Source organism: Novosphingobium sp. PP1Y, assembly GCF_000253255.1.
Taxonomy (GTDB): Bacteria; Pseudomonadota; Alphaproteobacteria; order Sphingomonadales; family Sphingomonadaceae; genus Novosphingobium.
In genome coordinates, this window is the sequence record NC_015580.1 from 2,615,753 (window position 1) to 2,632,652 (window position 16,900).

Genomic DNA, 16,900 nt, shown 5'->3' on the forward strand with positions numbered 1-16,900 from the left:
GTCGGCCCCCGTGCCTCAAGGGACGGGACGGACGAGTAGTCTGCAGCAAGGGAGGCAACAGGAGGAATTATTGATGGCCAGTATAGAAAAGCTGCCCATGCTCGCCGAAGGGTATGAGAGGCTGACCGCAGAGCTGAAGGCCCTGCGCGAGGAGCGTCCGCGGATCGTCGATGCCATCGAAGAAGCGCGCGCGCATGGCGATCTTTCCGAAAATGCAGAATATCATGCGGCCAAGGAACGCCAGGGCCAGGTCGAGGCGACCATTGCCGACCTCGAGGACAAGGTCAGCCGCGCGCAGATCGTCGATCCCAAGACCCTCTCGGGCTCGAAGGTGATCTTCGGCGCGACGGTGACCCTGCTTGACGATGACGACAAGCCGGTGAAGTACCAGATCGTCGGTCCCTACGAAGCGGACGCGAAGATCGGACGCATCAGCTATAACTCGCCGCTGGGCAAGGCGCTGATCGGTCGCCAGGTCGAGGACGAAGTGGAAGTGACCGTCCCTGCGGGCGACAAGTTCTACCTCGTGCAGAAGATCGAATTCATCTGAGCCGTGGGGCGATAACGCCCCTGCCAGTTACGGACATGAAAAAGGCCGGCGAAATCGCCGGCCTTTGTTCGTTTGGGCTTTCCTCAAAGAACCGATCAGCCTTCGGGCAGTTCAGGCTCGAGCAAGCGGTGGAGATGCACGATGACGTACTTCATTTCGGCATCGTCCACGGTGCGCTGTGCGCTGGAGCGCCAGGCTTCTTCGGCCGAGGCGTAGTCAGGGAAGATGCCGACGAGATCGACGTTCTTGAGGTCTGAAAATTCGAGGCTGCGCGGGTCCGTGACCCGGCCGCCCATGACAAGATGAAGCTTCTGCATGAGGGAGGACCGCTTTCCTGTTGGGAGGAGCGATCCCTATAATTTTTGACAGGGGCAAGGGCAAGGCTTCATCGCATGCGCGACGGGCCTATCTTCGCTGCTGCAAATCGTTAGCAGTAAGCCGCGCAGGCCGTTTCAGTGTCAGCGCTTAGCCCGCTTCTTCAGTTCACTGGCCATGTCCGCGATCTCGTGCCCCTTTTCGGCGGCGGCTTCACTCACTTTACTGGCCTTCCTGGCGGTGGTCCGACCGAAAGCGCCCGCAGCTGCGACCGCTGCGAGAGCGAGTTTCTCGATGCTGGCGGCCGTGGCGCTGCTCGCCCTTTCAGCGGTGCTCGCCAGCTTTCCGGCGGATTCCCGAGCTTCCACGCCCAATTCCTGCGCCTTTTCGGACGTCTCCCGGCCGAACATGACCGTTGCGGCACCGGCTGCCTCGGCAAGCTTCGTGGCGCGGCCGATGAGGCTGCGACCGGTCTTGCGCGGCAGCAAAGCGCTGGCGGCAACTCCCAAGGCGAGCCCGCCTGCTACGGTGATCACCGGATGCTTCTTGACGAAGCCGACGACCTTCTCACGCGGCCGAAGTTCGGTCTTGGCCGGAGTAAGCGGCACGACGTTATTCGCACCAGTTGCACTGGTCGGGATCTCCGGGGCGTTGGGATCGCTGTCAGTCATTGTCCGCTTCCTTCTTCCATTTCGCTTCCGGGCCGAGCAGGGTGTCGAACCAGGCCTTGATCGGGTTCCTCAAAAACCAAAGCATGAGAGCGGCCAAGGTTCCCCCGACCACGCCGGGATTGCTCTCGGCAACGTCGACGGCCTCGCCGAACATGTCCTTGGCCTGTTCCAGCGTCTCATCGATCATCCGGCCGGCGATACCGCGCTCTTCCATGTCGGCCTTGATTGCGCCGTAACGCGTATCGAATGTGGCGCGCGCGGCATCGCGCGCGGCCCTATCCGCTTCGAGCTTGCGGGCTAGGTTGCCCATCGGACTATCCCCTGTTGTCGGAAATGGCAGTCAGCATGTTCCTGAGCCGTGTCCTGGCAGAAAGCGCGCAGAGAGCGGATACGAGGACCAGCGTCCCGGTAACTGCGAGCATGGCACCCCAAGGTCCAAGCACCGGGCCGAGCGCGATGACGGCGCCGACGACCAGTGCCATGACTGCGAAGAACAGCAGGACGAGGGCGACCACGCCGAGCAGCGCGATGCCCTTGGCCTCTGCACTGGCATAGGCTGCGCGCGTCTTCTGGAAGGCGAATTCCGCCTCGGCCAGCACGCGGGCGTCCTGCGCCAATTGGCGCAGATCTTCGGAAAGGGTCACCGTCTCCGCTTCGTCGGGCGGAGGAACGAGGTTGGATTGGGCTTCGGCCATGCTTGTCAATCGGTCTTGCCCGGAGCCATCACTTGCTCTTCTTGAACATGCGTCCGAACAGGAAACCGGCCGCGACGGCCATCCCAACGGCAAGCCCCGGGCTGGTGCGGACGAATTCCTTGGCATCTTCGCCCAGATCGTCGAGCGACTTTTCATCGAGCCTCGTGGCGGCGTCCTGGACCGACTTGGAAGCGGTGCGCACATAATCGCCGTACTTCGGCCCGACCTTCTCATCGATCAGGTGGACATTCTCGTCCATGATCTTCGAAAGGCCAACCATGGCCTGGCTGGTGCGCGCCTTGCCTTCGTTGGCGAGATCGGTGGCCTTGACCTTCGCGTCGGCAGCATAGGCACTGGCCTTCTCGCGGGCTTCGGCCGCGTAGTCGTTGGCCTTGGTCCGCGCATCGTCTGACCGCGTCTTGGCCTCGCTTGACCATTCATTGGTCGCCTGGGTCAGTTTTCCGCGATATTCTTCGGCACGCGCCTGGGCTTCCTTGCCGAGAGCCTGTGCGCCGGCCTTGGCTTCTTCCATCGCCTTGGCAAAGTGGTTCTTGGCGGATTCGGCATCGTTTCCGGTGGTAGCGGTAGGTTCGGCCATACGTCTATCCTTCCTTCGTTTCCCGTTCGCCGGGACTATCCCCATATAGGCGGTGCGCGTACAGAGTAACACATCTTGCCTATAGATCCCCAACGCAACTTGTCAGGCGGAGTTCCCCTGCTAAGACGCCGGCCAAAGGCGCAGTGTGGCGCCGCAAGGAGGAGTTCAGCTCAAATGACCGCGATCATCGACATTCATGGCCGTGAAATTCTGGACAGCCGCGGCAATCCCACCGTGGAAGTCGACGTCCTGCTCGAAGACGGCAGCTTCGGCCGCGCTGCAGTGCCCTCGGGCGCTTCGACCGGCGCCCATGAAGCCGTCGAACTGCGCGACGGCGACAAGGGCCGCTATCTCGGCAAGGGCGTGCTCAAGGCCGTAGACGCGGTGAACGGGGAGATCGCCGAAGCGCTCGTCGGTCTTGATGCGGAAGACCAGCGCGATCTCGACCTGACGATGATCGCTCTCGACGGCACCGAGAACAAGGCGCGCCTTGGCGCCAACGCAATACTCGGCACCAGCCTGGCAGCAGCCAAGGCCGCCGCCAATGCCCGCGGTCTGCCGCTCTATTCCTACGTCGGCGGCGTTTCGGCCCATGTCCTGCCGGTGCCGATGATGAACATCATCAACGGCGGTGAACATGCCGACAACCCGATCGACTTTCAGGAATTCATGATCATGCCGGTCGGTGCGGACTCGATCGCCGAGGCCGTGCGCTGGGGCGCCGAAATCTTCCACACGCTCAAGAAGGGGCTCTCGGAAAAGGGTCTCGCCACGGCGGTCGGCGATGAAGGCGGTTTTGCCCCTAACCTTGCCAGCACCCGCGACGCGCTCGACTTCGTGATGGCCTCGATCGAGAAAGCCGGCTTCAAGCCCGGCACCGACATCCAGCTCGCGCTGGACTGCGCCTCGACCGAATTCTTCAAGAACGGCAAGTACGAGATCAGCGGCGAGGGCCTTTCGCTCGACCCGGTCGCCTTTGCCGATTATCTGGCCGATCTGTGCGACGCCTACCCGATCATTTCGGTCGAGGACGGCATGAGCGAGGATGATTTCGAAGGCTGGAAGGCGCTGACCGACAAGGTCGGGCACAAGGTTCAGCTCGTCGGTGATGACCTTTTCGTGACCAATCCCAAGCGCCTGACCATGGGTATCGAGCAGGGTCTCGCCAACTCTCTGCTGGTCAAGGTTAACCAGATCGGCTCGCTGACCGAGACGCTCGAGGCCGTCTCCATTGCGAACCGCGCGGGCTACACCGCGGTCATGTCGCACCGCTCGGGCGAAACCGAGGATTCGACCATTGCCGACCTCGCGGTTGCGACCAACTGCGGCCAGATCAAGACCGGTTCGCTGGCCCGGTCGGACCGGCTTGCCAAGTACAATCAGCTCATCCGCATTGAGGAAGAGCTCGGCAACGCGGCCCGTTATGCCGGTGCCGCCGCATTCGGTCGCCTGAGCGTTTGATAGGCCGTTGAATTGGGTCCGGGCGACTGCTCCACATGGGCTGGAGCAGTCGCCCGGCGCTGCCGGATGCGTACAGGTTCTCCCTTCCAAGGGGGGCGGAAAGGGCGGGGGCGCCTGATTTTATCGCGCGGCAGCGAAGTGGGCGCTCGGATCGTCCAGCAGCACGACCGAACGTGATGAAGCTGCGAAATATTCCAGCATGGCCGCATAGCCGCGGGCACTGAGCCGGACATAAACCCTGCGGGCATCGCCGGGATCGGCTTCGCGTTGCAGGAGCTGGTGCTTTTCAAGAATGCTGATCCAGCGCAGGGCGGTGGTCGAGGGAACGGCCGATCCGATGCAGGCGCTTGTCACCGAGACGCGGCGGCGTTCCTTCGCTGCAATGAACAGGTCGAGCAGGATATCCCAGGCCGGTTCTCCGAAGAGAGCGTCCGCCTGGAAGATCTTAGATCTGCGCCGCCTGTCGTCATAGGCCTGTCTGGCCAGCTCCACCCAGATGGGATGGTCCTTGCTGGCGACTTCTCTGAAGCGCCCCGGCGCTTCTTCCATTCCATCCGCCACGAAGGGATCGCCCGCAAGCGGCTGCCCGATTTCGAGTTCGCGCGCCATGGCCAGAAGTTCGTTCGCTATGCCGATCAGTCGAATGGCCTTGGCGCGATTGCGCATTAGCTGGTCTGACATGTCCATCGACAGCGATCACCCATTGCGTGCCGGGATCGCGCAAGGAGCCAATGCTCCCTGCGACACCTAGATCCGCAGCGATTGAACCCATGTTTGCGGACCCCAAAATCATCCGTGCCAAAGAAACGTTCCGGCTCGGTTTTCTTTCGTGGTGCCGCAACCCGGGGTGATCAATGTCACGCCGTGGCGAGATCGTCTTGCGCAGGTTCGTCCGAATTGGACGGACTTCTTTCGATATTGAAGGATTCAACGAGCAACGCGATGGCAGCATCGATGTGGGCCGCAGCGATTGGGGCGTCGAGCCTGTCCAGCTCGACAAGCATGTGTTCCAGGGCGGGAATGAGCCCGACAGCGCGATTTTTCCTGTTCATCCAAGCGACCTCCGTGAAACGAGGCTCGTGCCTCGCTGACCTGAGAGACGCCGCAACGCGAGCCGTCGTGGCGCAGTTCCGCGCCGTTCGGCTCTGTTGCCAGATGGCTCCAATCAGGATCTTAATTCATTCCGATTTTCGCGTTGAATACAGAAAACCGTCCAAGTTGAAACAGTTTATAGGACAGTGTTTCATAAGTGAACGGATTGTAAGGGGTGGGTTTATATGCGTATTGACCGCCATTTTTAGCGATAATTTGGTTATCGTCTTCGTATGAGTTCGAAGAAATAAGTAAAAATACCAGAACATCGCCGCTTCATTGGAAGCGGTCCGCGATTGTGCAAGGCGGTGCTTCGGCGACGTTCCGACGCCGATGGGCGGCGGCGGAACGTCGCCTGAAGGATCAACTGTCGAAGCGCTCGCGCAGTTCGAGCAAGGCAAGCGCGGCCTTGGCTGCTTCCCCACCCTTGTCCTTCTGTGCCGGGTCGGCACGAACCAGCGCCTGCTCTTCGTTCTCGACGGTCAGGATGCCATTGCCGATGGCGATGCCGTCCATCGTCAGCGCCATGATACCACGCGCGCTTTCGCCGGCGACGATTTCGAAGTGATAGGTTTCGCCGCGGATGACGACGCCGATTGCGACGTAGCCATCATAGTCGCCCGCTGCATCGGCCAGCGAGATCGCACCGGGAATTTCGAGCGCGCCGGGGACAGTGATGACGTCGACCTTGTGTCCGGCTGTCTTGAGTGCCTCGCTGGCGCCAGCGACGAGCATGTCATTCAGATGGTCGTAGAAACGCGCTTCGACGATCAGAAATCGGGCCATTTCACTTCGCTCCTTCGGTTGCATGCGCGGGAATGGCGCGTTCGCTCACGATGTTGAGGCCATAGCCTTCCAGTGCGACAAGCGAATGGTGGGTGTTGGTGAGCAGGATCATGTCGTGAATGCCCAGCTCGGCAAGGATCTGTGCACCTACGCCATAGTCGCGCAGTTCCTCGAGGTCCGGCGCCTGACCGGCCCGCGCCTGGTTCTTGATCTCCATGATGCGCGACATCAGGCGGTTCATCGGGCGGTTGATGATGACGATGACGCCGGAGCCTTCCTCGGCAATCATTTCCATCGAGCGGTGCAGCAGCTCACCGCGTTCCTCGGAGGTTTCTCCGAGGACGTCGGAGAAGACCGAAAGCGTGTGCATGCGCACGAGCGTTGGCTTGGCGGGGTCGATGCGGCCCTTGATAAGGGCGATGGTCTCGTCGCCGGTCGCCTTGTTGTTGTAGCTGCGGGCGATCCAGTGTCCGCCGTAGCGGCTTTCGAAGGTCACTTCGTTCTTGGTTTCGACAAGGCGGTCATGCTTGCGGCGATAGGCGATGAGGTCGCGGATCGTGCCGATCTTGAGATCGTGCATCCTCGCGAAGGTTATCAGGTCGTCCATGCGTGCCATCGTGCCGTCGTCGCGCATGATCTCGCAGATCACGCCGGAGGGATTGAGGCCGGCAAGGCGGGAGATGTCGACGGCTGCCTCGGTGTGTCCGGCGCGCACGAGTACGCCGCCGTCGCGGGCGCGCAGCGGGAAGACGTGGCCTGGGGTGACGATATCATCCTTGGTCTTGGTGCCGTCGATCGCGACGCTGACGGTGCGGGCGCGGTCGCCGGCGGAAATTCCGGTGGTGACGCCCTCGCGCGCCTCGATCGAGGTGGTGAATGCGGTTTCGTGGCGGGTGCCGTTGTTCTGGCTCATCAGGTCGAGGCCGAGCTGGCTGACGCGCTCGCTGGTCAGCGAGAGGCAGATCAGGCCGCGGCCATGGGTGGCCATGAAGTTGATCGCGGACGGAGTTGCCATCTGCGCGGGAATGACGAGATCGCCTTCATTCTCACGGTCTTCGTCGTCGACGAGGACGAACATGCGGCCGTTGCGCGCTTCTTCGATGATTTCCTCGATCGGCACGAGAACCTGACGGTCGTCGTTCGAGAAAAGGGCGCGCTCGAGCTTGCCCAGCGTGTCGGCCGTGGGATTCCAGTCCGGCTCGGTGCAATCGCGCAGGGTGTTGGCGTGCAGCCCGGCAGCGCGGGCGAGCCCGGCCTTGCTCATGCCGCCCTCGGTCACGAGCTTGCGGACTTGTTCGATTATATTTCCAGACATGGGAATCACCGTTTCACATTTTGATGTGATCTCGATATGAACCTCTCACATTAAACTTCAAGTGGTATTCTGGATGTGAAGGGTTTCCTCGTCGCATTGCGACGCCAATAATGAGGCGCCAGCCCATTGCAGGCGTTATGCGCTCCTGTCAGAAATGGCGTGAAAGAGAAAAATTGGGCGTGAGTGTGGTGTCGATAACGGAAACGGACGCGGTCCCGGTGATTTATCGCGCGGTCGGCCGTGCCGAACGGATTGCGCTGATCGCGTCAAGCTATCGCCGCCTGCTAGGCCGGGACCTGATCGCAGCGTGCGACGATATGGTGGCCGGTCTGTGGAATGCGCCGTTCGCACTGCTCGCCCACGGCACCGAGCCCGATCCGGTCTTTTTCTTCGGCAATGCCTGCGCCCTGGCGGCATTCGAAAGCGATGTTTCGAGCTTTACGGCGATGCCCTCGCGCCTTTCCGCCGAGGCTCCCTTGCGCGAGGAGCGACAGGCGCTGCTCGACCGGGTCACGGCGCAAGGTTTCATCGATGACTATGCCGGGGTGCGCATCACGGCAAAGGGGCGCCGGTTTCGGATCGGGCCGGCGGTCGTGTGGAACCTGATCGACGAGGAAGGGCGCGTTCAGGGGCAGGCAGCGACATTCGTTCCATGAGCAAGGCCGATCCGCGCGTCGTGGCGGCCGTGATGAGCCAGATCGATGCGGCTCTTGGCGAATCCACTCGTCGGCCGGTGGTGATTGGGCTGTGCGGCGCGCAGGGGAGCGGCAAAACGACTCTGGCCAGTTCTGTCCTCGCATCCTGCTCGGGCAAGGGGGTTCGCGCCGCCGTGCTTTCCATCGACGACATCTACCTCACCCGGGCGGAGCGAGGGGAACTTGCGCGTTCGGTGCATCCGCTCCTGGCCACGCGAGGCGTTCCCGGGACCCATGACGTGGGCCTGGGCCTGCGGGTCATGGATGCGCTGGCAAGGGGCGGGGCGACACGCCTGCCCCGCTTCGACAAGGCCCGGGACGATCGCGCGGCAATGTCCGAATGGCCGAGTGCACCCGAGGCCTGCGAGGTCCTGATCTTCGAAGGCTGGTGTGTCGGTGCCGCTCCCCAGAGCGAAGAGGACCTCGCGGCACCAGTGAACGGCCTCGAAGAATGCGAGGATGCAGACGGACGCTGGCGGCGCTTCGTCAACGCTGCGCTGGCTGACAGTTACGCCTCGTTGTTCGCAAGGCTCGAACGCCTCGTCCTGATCGCGGCGCCGGACTTCGCAGTCGTACATGGCTGGCGACTGGAGCAGGAGCGGGATCTGGCTCGGTCCGCCCCTTCGGGAGGGGCTTTCATGGACGAGGCAGGCATTGCCCGCTTCATTAGCCATTACGAGCGCTTGACCCGGCATATCCTCCAGGAAATGCCCGCACGCGCGGATCTGGTCATTCACCTGGACGAGCAGCGCCGTCCGGTTTCCATCGAAAGCGGTCAGTCCGCCTGATGGCGGGCAATGTCGCCGCGTCGACGCTTGCGCCCTTCCAGTTCGCTCACCGAAGGAATGGTACTGTCGATGACATCGGCGAGGATTGCCCCGCGTTCGCCCGGGGGACGTTCCGGTCCGATCGTCGTGTCGCGGAAGGTCTGCCGTTCGATCTCGGCGTTGAGAAGCGCGCCGAGCAGCGCGCCGTAAGCGGAGAGGAACAGCCACATCAGGAAGACGACGATGGCCGAGAGCGAGCCATATGTCGCATTGTAGTCGCTAATGTAGGCGACGTAGAGGGAGAAGCCGAAGGACACTGCGATCCACAGCAGCGTGGCAAGCAGCGCACCCGGCGTCAGCCAGCGCCATTTGGCGGGACGGCGATCAGGCCCATATCGCATGATCAGTGCAAATCCGGCACTGCCAAGCGCAATGGCCGCTGCCCAGGTCAGTGTCTTGAAGAGCATCTGCGTCGAGTCGCCGAGATAGACTTTCGTCTGCGTCTGCAGCCAGGCGAAGACGCCTCCAGCCAGCACGCCGGTCAGCGCGATCATCACGCCGGCGAGCGTCAGCCCGGCCGCGCGCATCATCGTCGAGAAGATGCCGCGTGTTTCATGTTCCTCATTGATGATGTTGAGCGCGCTGATCATTCCGTTGGCCGCGCGCATGCCGCCAAAGATCGCGAAGAACAGTGCTATGAAAAGCGCCAGCCCGGTCACGCCGGAGTTGGTCGAGACGATCTGCATGAGCTGCTGTTCCAAAATATGCGCCGCTTCAGGCGGCACAACCCTGGCGATCCGTTCCATCTGGCTTCTGACGGTATCGACATCGCCGATCAGGCCGTAGATCATCACCGTCGCGGCGATCAGGGGGGTGAGGGCAAGGAAGGAATAGAAGGCCAGCCCGGCGGAGAGCAAACCGAGTTCGTGAAAGCCGCTCATGATCCAGACGCGTTTCAACACGCCGCCCCAGGCCGAAAGCGGCATGGACCAGGGTGAATTTGAGTCAGCGCCTGGCTGCGTCGATGGAGGCGTCGTGCTAGTTTTCATGATCCTGTCGAATCTTACGGGGAACTTTCCCTGTTGCAATGCGATAGGGAATTTCAGGAAAAGCCGTCCGGTCCGGCTTCAAAAGGGGAAGATTCGTCGTACAATTCATGCCTTGGCTAATGGATCGCAATTCACCTTGTTCCCGGCGGGTGCGCGACCGACGTTTCCTTTCCGCGCCGAGCCTTGCAACTCTCTCGGTGGCGCTTGTGATGACGACGGGCCTCGCGCATGCGCAGGGCGTGGCCGGTCAATCCGCTGCGCAGCCAACCGCGCAAGCTGGCGATGCAGCCGTTTCCAATGGCGATATCGATCTGGAAGCCGAAAAGGTTCCCGTTCCCGCGCCTCCGCCTGACGTGACCTTGCCGGAACTCGATCCGGTCATCGGCGACGACGAGTTCAATTCCACGGTTCCCAAGCTCGATGAGGCCGACGATCCCGAACTGGATAAGCCACTGGAATCGATCGAGGCTTTCGAACGTCGTCTGGCGGCGGACCAGGCCGATGCGAAGCCCGGCGAAGGGCAGGGGGCCCCGCTGGGCAACCCGGCGCTGGCAGACCAGGGCCAGACCGAGGAAATCGGCGATGCACCGGTGCGCGATGCCGAACTGGCTGCGCCCCTGCCGCCGCTCGAACGGTTCGAGGTGACGCCGGTCGAGTTCGATCAGAATGCCGACGAAGACAAGCAGGATGTCCAGGTCGCCTACAAGGTCAGCATCGAGGGACTGGAGGCCGCTGACGACGAGACGGGCGTCAATCTCAAGAGCCAGTTCAACGGTCTTTCCGCGCTCAGGAAGGGCGATGGCAAGGCCGCCAATATCGCGATGATCTCGGCGCGCCTGACCGAGGACAGCGAGTTGCTGCAGAACATTCTTGCGGCCGAGGGCTGGTATTCGGCGCGCGTGCGCACCCGCATCGATCGCGGCGCCCAGGGTGACGGCCAGCCGCTACAGGCCGTGCTGACGGTCCGCCCCGGCAAGCGTTATGTCTTCTCCGACATCGTCATCAAGGCCGACCCCACCGTGCCGCCCCACCTGATCGAGGACAACGTCGCGCTGAAACCGGGCGAGCCGATCGTCGCAGAGCGCGTGCAGGGTACGGAGGCGCAGATTGCCGTGGCCTTGCCTGAAAACGGCTATCCCTTCGCGGCTGTGGGCGATCGCGATATCCTGCTCGATCGGCAGACCGGCGAAGGGGTTTACACACTGCCGGTCGACATCGGTCCGCGCGGCCGCTTCGGCGGGATCACCACCGACGGCGACCTCGCTTTCGATGCCCATCACATCGAGGTCCTCAGCCGGTTCAAGCGCGGGGATCTGTTCGACAGCCGGAAGGTCGACGACCTGCGCAAGGCGCTGATCGCGACGAGCCTGTTCTCCACGGTCTCGGTCGAACCGAAGAAGACCGGTGAAGCAGCCGGGGAGGGCACCGAATACGTCGATCTCCATGTGAAGCAGGATGCAGGCCCGCCGCGCACCATTGCCGGATCGCTGGGTTTTGCCGCTGGCGAGGGCATCACGGCCAAGGCGAGCTGGACCCACCGCAATTTCTTCCCGCCCGAAGGCGCGCTGATTGCCAATGCCGTAGCCGGTACGCGCCAGCAGGGTGTGGGCGTCACTTTCCGCCGCTCCAATGCAGGCAAGCGCGATCGCACGCTGGAAGTCGTCGCCGAGGCCTTCCACAACGACTATGATGCGTACAGCGCCTATACCGGACGCCTCGCGGCCAAGATCGGGCGCGATTCCACGCCGATCTGGCAGAAGAAATACACTTATGCCTTCGGCGTGGAACTGCTTGCCACTTCCGAGACCGATTTCGACGCGGCTACCGGAGACCGGTCGCGCCGCACGTTCTACATTGCCGGTGTGAACGGACAGGTCGGCTTCGACCGGACCGACAGCCTCCTCGACCCGACAAAGGGATATCGCCTGACTGCGCTGGTCCAGCCTGAGACGACCGTGAACAAGGGATTCAACCCTTACGTGCGTGCGCGACTGGATGCCTCGGCCTATTACCCGATCTCCGATCAGCTGGTGGTTGCGGGGCGGATGCGACTGGGCACGATCCAGGGCGTAGGGCTTTTCGACATTGCGCCGTCCCGGCGTCTCTATGCCGGCGGCGGCGGTTCGGTTCGCGGCTTCGCCTACCAGAAGCTGGGCGAGCAGGCTCCCGACGGTGATCCGGTCGGCGGGCGCAGCCTCAACGAGGCATCTGCCGAGCTGCGCTATCGCTTCGGCAATTACGGTATTGTCGGCTTCGTCGATGCCGGGCAGGCTTATCGCGAGACCATGCCCCAGTTCTCCGACTTGCGGTACGGCGTCGGCATCGGCGGCCGCTTCTATACGAACTTCGGTCCGATCCGGCTGGACGTTGCAACGCCGCTGGCGCGCCGTCCCGGGGAATCGCGGATCAATATCTACGTTTCGATCGGACAGGCGTTCTGATGGCGGAAAACGACGACATTCCCGCCGAAACGCCCCCGCCGGCCATGGAAGAAGCGGTCGTGATCGAACGGCCCTCGCTGTTGCAGCGCGCCAAGGTGCGCGCGCTCAAGACCGTTGCGCTGATCGGCATCGGCATCGTGGCGCTTGCGGTCCTGGTGATCTTCGGCATCGATACCGGACCGGGGCGGCGTTTCGTCGCCGACCAGATAGCCGCTCTCGAATTCGAGAACGGCATGAAGATCTCGGTCGGGCGGATCGAGGGCTCGCTCTACGGCAAGATGACCCTGCACGATCTGTCGGTGCGCGATCCCAAGGGCGAGTTCCTGTTCTCGCCCGAGATCCACGTCGACTGGAATCCCTTCGACTATTTCAGCAATCACGTGAACGTGCGCAGCGCCACGGCACAGCGCATGATCCTGCGCCGGGCGCCGCAGTTTCGCGAGACGCCGCCCAGTGATGCGCCCTTGCTGCCGGATCTCGATATCGACGTGGGCGCGATGCGCGTCGGCAATTTCGTCTTCGAGCCGGCGGTATCGGGCGAGCGGCGGATCATGTCGTTCGCCGGTAAGGTGCACATCGCCGACGGCAGGGCACAAGTGGACGCCAAGGGCGCGACGATCGCGATTGCCGGCAAGGAGGGGGGAGATCGCTTCGATCTCTCGCTGGATGCCGTGCCGAAGCAGAACCGTCTGGGCATCGGCCTGGATCTCGACGCGCCGACGGGAGGCGTGATCGCCTCACTGGCTGGGCTGACGCAGCCGCTGACGCTCGAAGTCGACGGCAAGGGCACATGGGCCGCCTGGAACGGCAAGCTCGCCGCGAACTATGGAACCGGGGATCTCGCGCGGCTGGATCTCACTGCGCGCGACGGAACTTTCGCAATCAAGGGACCGACCCGCTTTGCACGCATGTTCAGCGGGCCGACCGCGAACCTGCTCGGTCCAGTCACCAATGTCGACGTAAAGGCAGTGCTGGCGGACCGGCGCGCGAACGTGTCGGGCATGATTTCCAGCGACGCGTTCAACCTCACCCCCAATGGCCTCGTTGACCTTTCGGACAACAGCTTCGAGGACTTCAAACTGGCTTTCGTGCTGCTCAAGCCTTCTGCCCTGGCGAAGAACCTGAGCGGAGCGGGCACTCGCGCTATCCTGACGCTGGACGGTGCCTTCACCGCGCCCAAGGTCGGCTATCGCATCAGCGCGAGCCGGCTGGTGATGAACGACATGGGCCTGCAGGGCTTCCTCGCAGAAGGCGCCGCGCGGGTTGACGCGGGCAAGATCATGATCCCGGTCTCGGCGCGGGTCGAGCGGATCACCGGCCTCGATACGGTGGCCGGCGGGACATTGCCCAATGTCCGCCTCAACGGCGATCTGGCGATAGACGGGGCGCGCATCCTGTCCGACAACATGCGGCTGCGCTCCGATCGTATCGATGCCGGGCTGATCCTTGTCGCCGATGTCGGCAAGGGGCTCTACACCGGCGCCATCGACGGCAAGATCGACAATTATCGCCTTGCCAGCGTGGGCATCTTCAACATCCGCACCGACATGGACCTCGAAAGCAAGGGGAACGGCTTTGCCCTGGACGGCACGGTGCGGGCACAATCGACGCGCCTGCTGAACGACAGCCTCAAGGGCTATCTCGGCGGCAATTTCGCAGCGGCCTCGCACGTGAATTACGGCACCGATGGCCTCGTGCGCTTCTCCAACCTGCAGATGACCGCGCCGGACCTCAAGGTGCGCGGCGGCCGCGGCTTCTGGTCGCCTGACGGGCGCATTTCCCTCGTCGCCGATGGAACGTCGGATCGCTACGGCGCTATCGGCGTTCGCGTGGCCGGGACGATTGCCGATCCTGACGCCCATATCACGGCGGACAAGCCCAACCTCGGCATCGGCCTCGCCAACCTCGATGCGCGGGTGACCGGCGCGCGGGGCGGCTACAACCTCGCCCTGACCGGCGATACCGACTACGGCCCGCTCAAGGCCGATGTCACGCTGGGCATGGGGCAGGCGATGTCCCTGCAGATCAACGAGGCCAATCTTTCCGGCGTCGCCTTCGCAGGCAAGCTCGGCCAGACCCGCAGCGGCCCCTTTGCCGGTGAGCTGACTGCCACAGGCAACGGTGTGAACGGGGTTCTGACCCTCTCGGCCGAGCGGAAATACCAGGCCATCGACTTCAACCTGCGCGCGCAGGATTCGACTTTCGCCGGCCCTGCGAACCTGACGATCCGTTCTGCCATCATCGACGGGCGCGCGGTCCTTTACGATCAGCCCAGTCTGGTGGCCGACGCCCAGATTTCCGGAACCCGTATGGGGGCGCTTCGCATCGCCGTGGCGCGCGCGCTGATCGATTACCGCAATGGCCGGGGCAAGGCGAAAGCGATGCTCGAAGGCTATAGCGGAGTACCCTTCAAGCTGGCGCTGAACGGTGACCTGCAGCCCGATGTCTGGCGCATCGCGCTTGACGGCAAGGTTCGCGGTCAGAGCGTCAAGACTACGTCGCCTGCCCGGATCCTGCCGAAGGAAGACGGATACGAACTCTTGCCGACCAAGCTGGCCTTCGGCGGTGGCTCGGCCAAGATCGCGGGCACCTATGGCACCGGCATGAAGCTGCAGAGCCGTCTTGAGAACATCGACATGACCATGCTCAATGCTTTCCTGCCCGGGTATGGCTTCGGCGGTTCGGCGAGCGGCAGTCTCGACTTTGAGCAGGCCGATCCCGCCGCATTTCCTCGTGCCGATGCGCGGCTGACGCTCAACAAATTCACCCGCACCAGTTCGGACATCGTCAGCCAGCCTGTCGACATCAATTTCGTCGGCAAGCTCCTGGCTGACGGCGGCGAGGCGAGAGCGGTGTTCCGGCGCAGCGGTTCCGTGATCGGGCGCATGGTCGCAAGCCTGCGGCCCTTGCCGCCGGGCAGCGGCCCGTGGACCGAGCGCTTGTTCGATGCCCCGCTGGGCGGCGGTATCCGATACAACGGCCCGGCCGATACCCTGTTCTCGTTCGCGGGAATGTCGGGGCAGACCCTCAGCGGCCCGATGGGGCTGGCGGCCGACTTCTCCTGCAAGCTTTCCGATCCGTGCCTGAACGGCATCGTGCGCGGCAAGGACCTGGTTTACGAAAACCAGACTTACGGCACGCGGCTGTCCAAGCTCAATTTTGCGGGCAAGTTCGACGGCAACCGGATGGAACTGGAAACGCTGAGCGCCAAGGCAGGCGATGGCACGTTGAGCGCAAACGGCTTTGTCAGCCTGGCCGCCGACCAAGGCTATCCGATGGACATCTCGGTTGAGCTGGAAAAAGCGCGGCTAGCGCGCAGCAGTTCCATTTCCGCCAGCGCGACCGGCAACCTGCGCCTGAGCAAGCAGGCCGGAGAGGATGCGCTTCTTTCCGGCGACCTGCGACTTCCCGAAACACGCTACCAGATCGTGCGAGAAGGCTCGGCCGAAGTGCCGCGGCTGACCGGAGTGCGCTTCAAGCCGCGGCGCGGCCCGGAACGCATTACCGGTGACGAGCCCGCTGAACCGATCTCGTCGATGTTCTCCAGGCTACGCCTCGACTTGCGCATGCGTGCGCCGGAGAAACTCTACGTCTCGGGCATGGGGCTTGAGTCCGAGTGGAAGGCGAAATTCACCATCGGCGGTACCAGTGCGGCGCCGACGATGGCCGGCGACGTCGAACTGATCCGCGGTACGCTCGGGTTCGCTGGACGCTCGTTCGAACTGACCCAAGGCGTGATTTCGTTCAACGGCGGAAGGACCATCGATCCCGCGGTGGCGATCACCGCGCAGGAATCGATCGACGATGTCGACGTGACCGTGGAAGTGGGCGGCAGGGCCTACAGCCCGCAAATCACTTTCAGCTCGACGCCCAGCCTGCCGCAGGACGAGGTGCTCTCGCGCATTCTGTTCGGCAGCTCCATCGCCAACCTTTCGGCGATCCAGGCGGTACAGCTGGCATCCTCGCTCAATTCTCTCAACTCAACCGGGGGCGGGCTCAATCCGCTTGGGCAACTGCGCTCGGCCACGGGGATCGACCGCCTGCGCATCCTGGGTGCTGACGAGGCATCGGGCCGGGGCACGGCTCTGGCGGCAGGTCAGTATCTGACCGACGACGTCTATGTCGAACTGATCACCGATGCGCGCGGCTTTACCGCGACGCAGCTCGAGGTCAGCGTGACCAAGTGGCTGTCGGTGCTGAGTCAGGCCGGCGGTTCGGGCGTCAACAGCGTGAACCTGCGCATCAAGAAGAACTATTGATGCGCAGGCTCGCCATCCTGGCGCTTGCCGTCCTCACGCTAGCCGCCTGCCACAGCGAGCCGGACTTCGATGAGCGCTACGATGCGGCAAGCAAGAAGATCCGGGAAAAGGCGGCGGACATCGACGAGCGCATTGCCGGCACGGGATCCCCTGAGTCCGAGGCCGCACAGGTGGACGGCGGAAAGACCTGATCCGAACCTGCTGCG

General features: G+C 63.1%; 17 protein-coding genes. 7 read left to right on the forward strand and 10 right to left on the reverse strand.

Features of this window, described 5'->3' with window-relative positions:
- Positions 1 to 73: 73 nt before the first annotated feature.
- Positions 74 to 550: a transcription elongation factor GreA gene (greA, locus tag PP1Y_RS18380; protein ID WP_007010949.1), complete on the forward strand. Its 477-nt coding sequence runs from the start codon at positions 74 to 76 to the stop codon at positions 548 to 550.
- 95 nt (positions 551 to 645) lie between these two features.
- On the opposite strand, the gene PP1Y_RS18385 is transcribed toward greA, so the two are convergent.
- The 5 genes from PP1Y_RS18385 to PP1Y_RS18405 form a co-directional block, all read right to left on the reverse strand.
- On the reverse strand, positions 646 to 867 hold the full coding sequence (locus PP1Y_RS18385; RefSeq protein WP_013833568.1) for a DUF4170 domain-containing protein: 222 nt from the start codon (positions 865 to 867) through the stop codon (positions 646 to 648).
- Between the two features lie 141 nt (positions 868 to 1,008).
- Positions 1,009 to 1,536 carry a hypothetical protein gene (locus PP1Y_RS18390; RefSeq protein ID WP_013833569.1) on the reverse strand — a complete coding sequence of 176 codons (528 nt, stop codon included), beginning with the start codon at positions 1,534 to 1,536 and terminating at the stop codon, positions 1,009 to 1,011.
- Complete coding sequence (locus PP1Y_RS18395; protein ID WP_013833570.1) at positions 1,529 to 1,846, reverse strand: hypothetical protein; 318 nt, start codon at positions 1,844 to 1,846, stop codon at positions 1,529 to 1,531. Before PP1Y_RS18395 ends, PP1Y_RS18390 begins: the two co-directional genes overlap by 8 nt.
- Positions 1,847 to 1,850: 4 nt before the next feature.
- The gene (locus PP1Y_RS18400; protein ID WP_013833571.1) at positions 1,851 to 2,231 is read right to left on the reverse strand and encodes a phage holin family protein; all 381 of its coding nucleotides are present in this window, start codon (positions 2,229 to 2,231) and stop codon (positions 1,851 to 1,853) included.
- 28 nt (positions 2,232 to 2,259) lie between these two features.
- Entirely contained in the window at positions 2,260 to 2,829 is a 570-nt protein-coding gene (locus PP1Y_RS18405; protein ID WP_013833572.1) for a hypothetical protein, read from the reverse strand.
- A gap of 174 nt (positions 2,830 to 3,003) precedes the next feature.
- Here PP1Y_RS18405 and eno point away from each other — a divergent pair, with 174 nt between their 5' ends.
- Positions 3,004 to 4,290: a phosphopyruvate hydratase gene (gene eno, locus PP1Y_RS18410; protein ID WP_013833573.1), complete on the forward strand. Its 1,287-nt coding sequence runs from the start codon at positions 3,004 to 3,006 to the stop codon at positions 4,288 to 4,290.
- Between the two features lie 120 nt (positions 4,291 to 4,410).
- On the opposite strand, the gene PP1Y_RS18415 is transcribed toward eno, so the two are convergent.
- The 4 genes from PP1Y_RS18415 to ribB all read right to left on the reverse strand — a co-directional run bounded on the left by PP1Y_RS18415 (position 4,411) and on the right by ribB (position 7,483).
- Positions 4,411 to 4,977 (reverse strand): MarR family transcriptional regulator, encoded by a 567-nt coding sequence (locus tag PP1Y_RS18415; RefSeq protein WP_041558989.1) that lies wholly within the window; start codon positions 4,975 to 4,977, stop codon positions 4,411 to 4,413.
- A 170-nt stretch (positions 4,978 to 5,147) separates the two neighbouring features.
- The gene (locus PP1Y_RS18420; RefSeq protein ID WP_041558990.1) at positions 5,148 to 5,342 is read right to left on the reverse strand and encodes a hypothetical protein; all 195 of its coding nucleotides are present in this window, start codon (positions 5,340 to 5,342) and stop codon (positions 5,148 to 5,150) included.
- A 403-nt stretch (positions 5,343 to 5,745) separates the two neighbouring features.
- On the reverse strand, positions 5,746 to 6,168 hold the full coding sequence (gene ribH / locus PP1Y_RS18425) for a 6,7-dimethyl-8-ribityllumazine synthase (protein ID WP_041558991.1): 423 nt from the start codon (positions 6,166 to 6,168) through the stop codon (positions 5,746 to 5,748).
- A 1-nt stretch (position 6,169) separates the two neighbouring features.
- A complete protein-coding gene (ribB, locus tag PP1Y_RS18430; RefSeq protein ID WP_013833576.1) occupies positions 6,170 to 7,483 on the reverse strand; it encodes a 3,4-dihydroxy-2-butanone-4-phosphate synthase in 1,314 nt (437 codons plus the stop codon).
- 179 nt (positions 7,484 to 7,662) lie between these two features.
- Between ribB and PP1Y_RS18435 the strand changes: the two genes are divergently transcribed.
- Entirely contained in the window at positions 7,663 to 8,139 is a 477-nt protein-coding gene (locus tag PP1Y_RS18435; protein ID WP_232512447.1) for an MEKHLA domain-containing protein, read from the forward strand.
- Positions 8,136 to 8,966, forward strand: coding sequence for a kinase (locus PP1Y_RS18440; RefSeq protein ID WP_083835224.1), 831 nt, complete (start codon positions 8,136 to 8,138; stop codon positions 8,964 to 8,966). The genes PP1Y_RS18435 and PP1Y_RS18440 overlap by 4 nt, the downstream gene beginning before the upstream one ends.
- Here the strand turns inward: PP1Y_RS18440 and PP1Y_RS18445 are convergent.
- Positions 8,954 to 9,907, reverse strand: coding sequence for a YihY/virulence factor BrkB family protein (locus tag PP1Y_RS18445; protein ID WP_232512741.1), 954 nt, complete (start codon positions 9,905 to 9,907; stop codon positions 8,954 to 8,956). The two genes, PP1Y_RS18440 and PP1Y_RS18445, sit on opposite strands and share 13 nt — an antisense overlap.
- Before the next feature lie 296 nt (positions 9,908 to 10,203).
- On the opposite strand from PP1Y_RS18445, the gene PP1Y_RS18450 reads away from it, so the two are divergent.
- From PP1Y_RS18450 to PP1Y_RS18460, 3 genes are read left to right on the forward strand one after another with little or no spacing between them, the layout of a single operon-like run.
- Positions 10,204 to 12,435 carry an autotransporter assembly complex family protein gene (locus tag PP1Y_RS18450; RefSeq protein WP_013833580.1) on the forward strand — a complete coding sequence of 744 codons (2,232 nt, stop codon included), beginning with the start codon at positions 10,204 to 10,206 and terminating at the stop codon, positions 12,433 to 12,435.
- Positions 12,435 to 16,694: a translocation/assembly module TamB domain-containing protein gene (locus PP1Y_RS18455; protein WP_041558992.1), complete on the forward strand. Its 4,260-nt coding sequence runs from the start codon at positions 12,435 to 12,437 to the stop codon at positions 16,692 to 16,694. Before PP1Y_RS18450 ends, PP1Y_RS18455 begins: the two co-directional genes overlap by 1 nt.
- The gene (locus PP1Y_RS18460) at positions 16,694 to 16,885 is read left to right on the forward strand and encodes a hypothetical protein (protein ID WP_041558993.1); all 192 of its coding nucleotides are present in this window, start codon (positions 16,694 to 16,696) and stop codon (positions 16,883 to 16,885) included. The genes PP1Y_RS18455 and PP1Y_RS18460 overlap by 1 nt, the downstream gene beginning before the upstream one ends.
- Positions 16,886 to 16,900 lie beyond the last annotated feature (15 nt).

Bases quoted from the DNA above. Each gene is read 5' to 3' on its own strand.
- PP1Y_RS18405 (WP_013833572.1), bottom strand. From the start codon at position 2,829: ATGGCCGAACCTACCGCTACCACCGGAAACGATGCCGAATCCGCCAAG.
- PP1Y_RS18455 (WP_041558992.1), top strand. From the start codon at position 12,435: ATGGCGGAAAACGACGACATTCCCGCCGAAACGCCCCCGCCGGCCATG.
- PP1Y_RS18450 (WP_013833580.1), top strand. From the start codon at position 10,204: ATGACGACGGGCCTCGCGCATGCGCAGGGCGTGGCCGGTCAATCCGCT.
- PP1Y_RS18440 (WP_083835224.1), top strand. From the start codon at position 8,136: ATGAGCAAGGCCGATCCGCGCGTCGTGGCGGCCGTGATGAGCCAGATC.
- PP1Y_RS18420 (WP_041558990.1), bottom strand. From the start codon at position 5,342: ATGAACAGGAAAAATCGCGCTGTCGGGCTCATTCCCGCCCTGGAACAC.
- ribH (WP_041558991.1), bottom strand. From the start codon at position 6,168: ATGGCCCGATTTCTGATCGTCGAAGCGCGTTTCTACGACCATCTGAAT.
- PP1Y_RS18395 (WP_013833570.1), bottom strand. From the start codon at position 1,846: ATGGGCAACCTAGCCCGCAAGCTCGAAGCGGATAGGGCCGCGCGCGAT.
- eno (WP_013833573.1), top strand. From the start codon at position 3,004: ATGACCGCGATCATCGACATTCATGGCCGTGAAATTCTGGACAGCCGC.
- PP1Y_RS18400 (WP_013833571.1), bottom strand. From the start codon at position 2,231: ATGGCCGAAGCCCAATCCAACCTCGTTCCTCCGCCCGACGAAGCGGAG.
- PP1Y_RS18390 (WP_013833569.1), bottom strand. From the start codon at position 1,536: ATGACTGACAGCGATCCCAACGCCCCGGAGATCCCGACCAGTGCAACT.
- PP1Y_RS18415 (WP_041558989.1), bottom strand. From the start codon at position 4,977: ATGGACATGTCAGACCAGCTAATGCGCAATCGCGCCAAGGCCATTCGA.
- PP1Y_RS18385 (WP_013833568.1), bottom strand. From the start codon at position 867: ATGCAGAAGCTTCATCTTGTCATGGGCGGCCGGGTCACGGACCCGCGC.
- ribB (WP_013833576.1), bottom strand. From the start codon at position 7,483: ATGTCTGGAAATATAATCGAACAAGTCCGCAAGCTCGTGACCGAGGGC.
- PP1Y_RS18460 (WP_041558993.1), top strand. From the start codon at position 16,694: ATGCGCAGGCTCGCCATCCTGGCGCTTGCCGTCCTCACGCTAGCCGCC.
- greA (WP_007010949.1), top strand. From the start codon at position 74: ATGGCCAGTATAGAAAAGCTGCCCATGCTCGCCGAAGGGTATGAGAGG.